Origin of the sequence: Pseudomonas sp. 43(2021), from assembly GCF_017490805.1 — a bacterium.
Lineage (GTDB): Bacteria > Pseudomonadota > Gammaproteobacteria > Pseudomonadales > Pseudomonadaceae > Aquipseudomonas.
This window is the reverse complement of sequence record NZ_JAFGYJ010000343.1, coordinates 1-493: the sequence shown is the minus strand read 5'-3', so window position 1 is coordinate 493 and position 493 is coordinate 1. Positions and strand designations below refer to the sequence as shown.

The 493-nt window shown below is 64.9% G+C and carries 1 pseudogene; it reads left to right on the top strand.

Features of this window, described 5'->3' with window-relative positions:
- Nucleotides 1–493, top strand: a pseudogene (locus tag J5M71_RS27545) (adhesin); the annotation flags it as partial.

Sequence of the window (493 nt, the reverse complement as noted above, 5' to 3'; positions counted from 1 at the left end):
GCATGAAGCACACCTGGGACGCGGCGCGTCGCCGATCAAAGCCGCCATCGAAGTCTGGCGCGACTTGCGGGACCGGCTGCGTGAGGCGGTCGATTTCGACGGGCTCACCGAAGATTCGCATCGGCAGTTCTATGGCCGCTGGCACAAGGCGATCAATCGTCTGGTCGCCGGCCCGCAGAAGGAGCGCCACGCCGATCTGCTCGCGCTGTGTGATGCCGGTTTGCTGACCTTTCTCAAGCCTGGCTCACGCCCCGCGATCGAGCACTTCAAGCGAGTCGCCGGTTACGTCCAGAGCAGCGGCGTCACCCACAGCGACTGCGCACCTGTGCGCGACCTCGCGCGCTTGGGCCTTGTGCGTCCACGCACCGATGTGCCGGGCATCGACGGCATCGATGTCGACGCGGCGTGCAACCCAAGGTCGAACAGCGGCGAAGCGGTGCATGACATCTGGGTGTTGGGTCCGCTCGCTGAAGGCTCCTGTTATTACAACCAC